Origin of the sequence: Methylobacterium sp. J-078, assembly GCF_022829285.1 — a bacterium.
In the GTDB taxonomy this organism is placed as follows: Bacteria; Pseudomonadota; Alphaproteobacteria; order Rhizobiales; family Beijerinckiaceae; genus Methylobacterium.
On sequence record NZ_JAKSYI010000100.1, the window covers coordinates 1 to 2500 of the forward strand.

Genomic DNA, 2500 nt, shown 5'->3' on the forward strand with positions numbered 1-2500 from the left:
GCCGGTCTGGTGGTTTGAGCGGTGTGCCCAGAACCCGATCCCATCTCGAACTCGGCCGTTAAACGCACCAGCGCCCATGGTACTGTGTCTCAAGACACGGGAGAGTCGGTCGCCGCCAGACCTGCCCAGAACAAGAGGCGCCCATCGCCGATCCGCACCGCGTGACCGGATCCGTGATGCGCCCAACCATTCCCTCCAAACGATCCGCCCCGCAAAATCTGATGCAATATGTGCCGGCTTCGCTGAGCGCCGCATGTTGCAATATGCCGACGCACCCGGATCGCTTGGGGATCCTTGATCGAACCAGCTTCGAGGATGCCGGCGAAACGTTCGAGAAGGACCTTTCTCACGTGTTTTGCCCCCTGCTCTTCGGTCGACTAAAATCGTATACGGTGCTAACAACGTATCGAAACAGTAAAATACTACTCTAAAAAACAACGTCCGTAGCGCATAAGAATCGTAGGAAGTACGGTGCTTTAGGCGTCCAGCCGTGGATGCTGTTCGCAGGAGGAGCACGGACGTTGCACGTCATCGCTTTTACGAGCCGGAAGGGCGGCAGCGGCAAGAGCACGCTCTGCGCGCACCTTTCCGTCTATGCTGATGCGCCTGATGCGCCGGCCCTCCTGATCGACTGCGATCCGCAGGGAAGCTTGTCCCTCTGGCACGAACTCCGTCGGGCCGCGACGCCGGTCCTGGCGCGATGCGAGGCCCGCGAGCTCGCCGACACCGTCGAGGCCGCCCGCCAGGACGGCATCTCGTGGGTCATGATCGATACCCCTCCCCACAACACGGCCGATATCGCCGCCGCCCTGCGTGTCGCCGACCTGGCGGTGATTCCGTTTCGTCCGGCCGTATTCGACATCGCGGCCGTGGCAGCCACCCTTGATATGGCGCGGGCGATCGGTAAGCCGGTGCTACCCGTGATCAACGCTGCCCCACCCCGCCGCGGTACCCAAGCTGGCCACGTGGTCACGGAGGCTCGTGAAGCCCTCCTGGCGATGGGGGTCATGCCCTGGATCGGCCAGATCACCAGCAGGGCGGCCTTCGCCCATGCGCTGGCCAGTGGACAGGCGGTGGGGGAATTCGAACCGGGGAGCGCCGCTGCCGCGGAGATCGCGGAGTTCTGGCAGGAGACCCGTCGGGCATGCAGCCTCAAGGAAGGACGGACACGATGAGCAAGAAGCCGAGCTTTGCCAATCTGGGGGCACGGCTGGCCCAGAAGCCGGTCGAGGTGCCTCCGGCGACCGCTTCGAATCAATTGGAGCCACCGCTGAAAACGGCTGTGGCCACCCCCGCGAAGCCGCCTTCCCCTAAGAAGAAACCGCGACGCCATCAGCCGGATGGGCGCCGAGGCATCCTCGTGCGGGCTCGCCCCGAGGCCTGGAAGGCCTTGAAGCAGATCGCCCTCGACGGTGACCGGACTCTGCAGGACGTGATGACCGAGGCGATCAACGGCATCCTCATCAAGAACGAAAAACCCCCCCTTGCCTGAATTTTGAAGGACTTATGCATCGTACGATAGTACACCACTAAATAATTAGGCGCGTAAAACCGTGCGAAAATATAATCCTAGTTTGATAGCAAAATAGCAAAAATTAGGGCCTGTTCGGTGCCTTGGCGCCCTCCGTATCCTTATTCGGTTTCAAAGCGAAACATTCCGGCGTTGACTCAACGCCCTCTACCAGTCGAGATGACGCATCTGGTCAAGCTTGCATCGCGTGAGTCGTTGGCCAACCACCACCGAAAGACGAAGCCGCGCGAAAGACTTAAGCCAAAATGCCAACGGCCCCACCCTTGCCGGAGTGGGGCCGTCGATTCGGTAGGTCTGAGGAAGACCAGAACAGCTCCTCAGACACCATAGCTCCTCGCAGGAGTCAACCGGGATTTTGTCCCGAGTCGACGGTGCTTTGCCTTTTGATGAGTCCGCCTTCCAGGAGGGCTCCCTGCTTTGACGCGGCCCAAACAGGGCTGTGACGATGTTTGCAAATGAACTCAGGTCCGCAATCGAGGCCGCCCCGCGGATGGCCCTGGGTAAGATAACCACGCTGCTGTGGAAGGCTTTCGGCGCAGCCCAGATCACGGAGGCCGAGGCGGACGAGCTCTCGAACCTTATCGAGGTGCGCAAGGTCGTTCCGAAGCCCGACCCAGATACCCGTAGAAAGGCCGTAGGCTCGCGTCCGCTCACGGACGCGAGCCTGGCTCGCCGGCGTCGCTGGGCTGCCTCCGGACGGCTTCCTCCGGCCTTGGCGGCCAATTTCACCCAGGGTGAAATTGCCGTCCTCGCCGTCCTCGCGGAAACGGTGGTCCGAAGCGGGGATTGCCGGCACTGCAACGATTACATCGCTGCCCTGGCAGGCGTCAGCCGCAGTATGGTGAAGAATGCCCTTCGGCAGGCCAAAAGACTGGGCCTCATCACAGTCGAGCAGCGCCGCGTCGCGGCCTGGCGCAACAACACCAATATCGTGCGGATCGTCTCCCCGGAATGGGAGGCCTGGAACCT

General features: G+C 61.7%; 3 protein-coding genes and 1 rRNA gene (1 of these 4 cut by a window edge). All 4 read left to right on the forward strand.

The features are described 5' to 3' along the window. The first annotated feature begins 5 nt into the window (after positions 1-5). A 5S ribosomal RNA gene (gene rrf, locus MKK58_RS15860) occupies positions 6-121 on the forward strand. Positions 122-521: 400 nt separating this feature from the next. Next, a complete protein-coding gene (locus MKK58_RS15865) occupies positions 522-1175 on the forward strand; it encodes a ParA family protein (protein WP_243912965.1) in 654 nt (217 codons plus the stop codon). Beyond that, positions 1172-1492 (forward strand): ribbon-helix-helix domain-containing protein, encoded by a 321-nt coding sequence (locus MKK58_RS15870; RefSeq protein ID WP_243912966.1) that lies wholly within the window; start codon positions 1172-1174, stop codon positions 1490-1492. Before MKK58_RS15865 ends, MKK58_RS15870 begins: the two co-directional genes overlap by 4 nt. Before the next feature lie 529 nt (positions 1493-2021). Then, positions 2022-2500, forward strand: partial view of a helix-turn-helix domain-containing protein gene (locus MKK58_RS15875; protein ID WP_243912967.1) — the 5' portion only. It continues 202 nt past the right edge of the window; the window shows 479 of its 681 coding nt (coding positions 1-479); it begins with the start codon at positions 2022-2024; the stop codon falls past the right edge of the window.

Excerpts from the sequence above, each read along its gene's own strand:
- MKK58_RS15870 (WP_243912966.1), top strand. The coding sequence starts at position 1,172 with ATGAGCAAGAAGCCGAGCTTTGCCAATCTGGGGGCACGGCTGGCCCAG.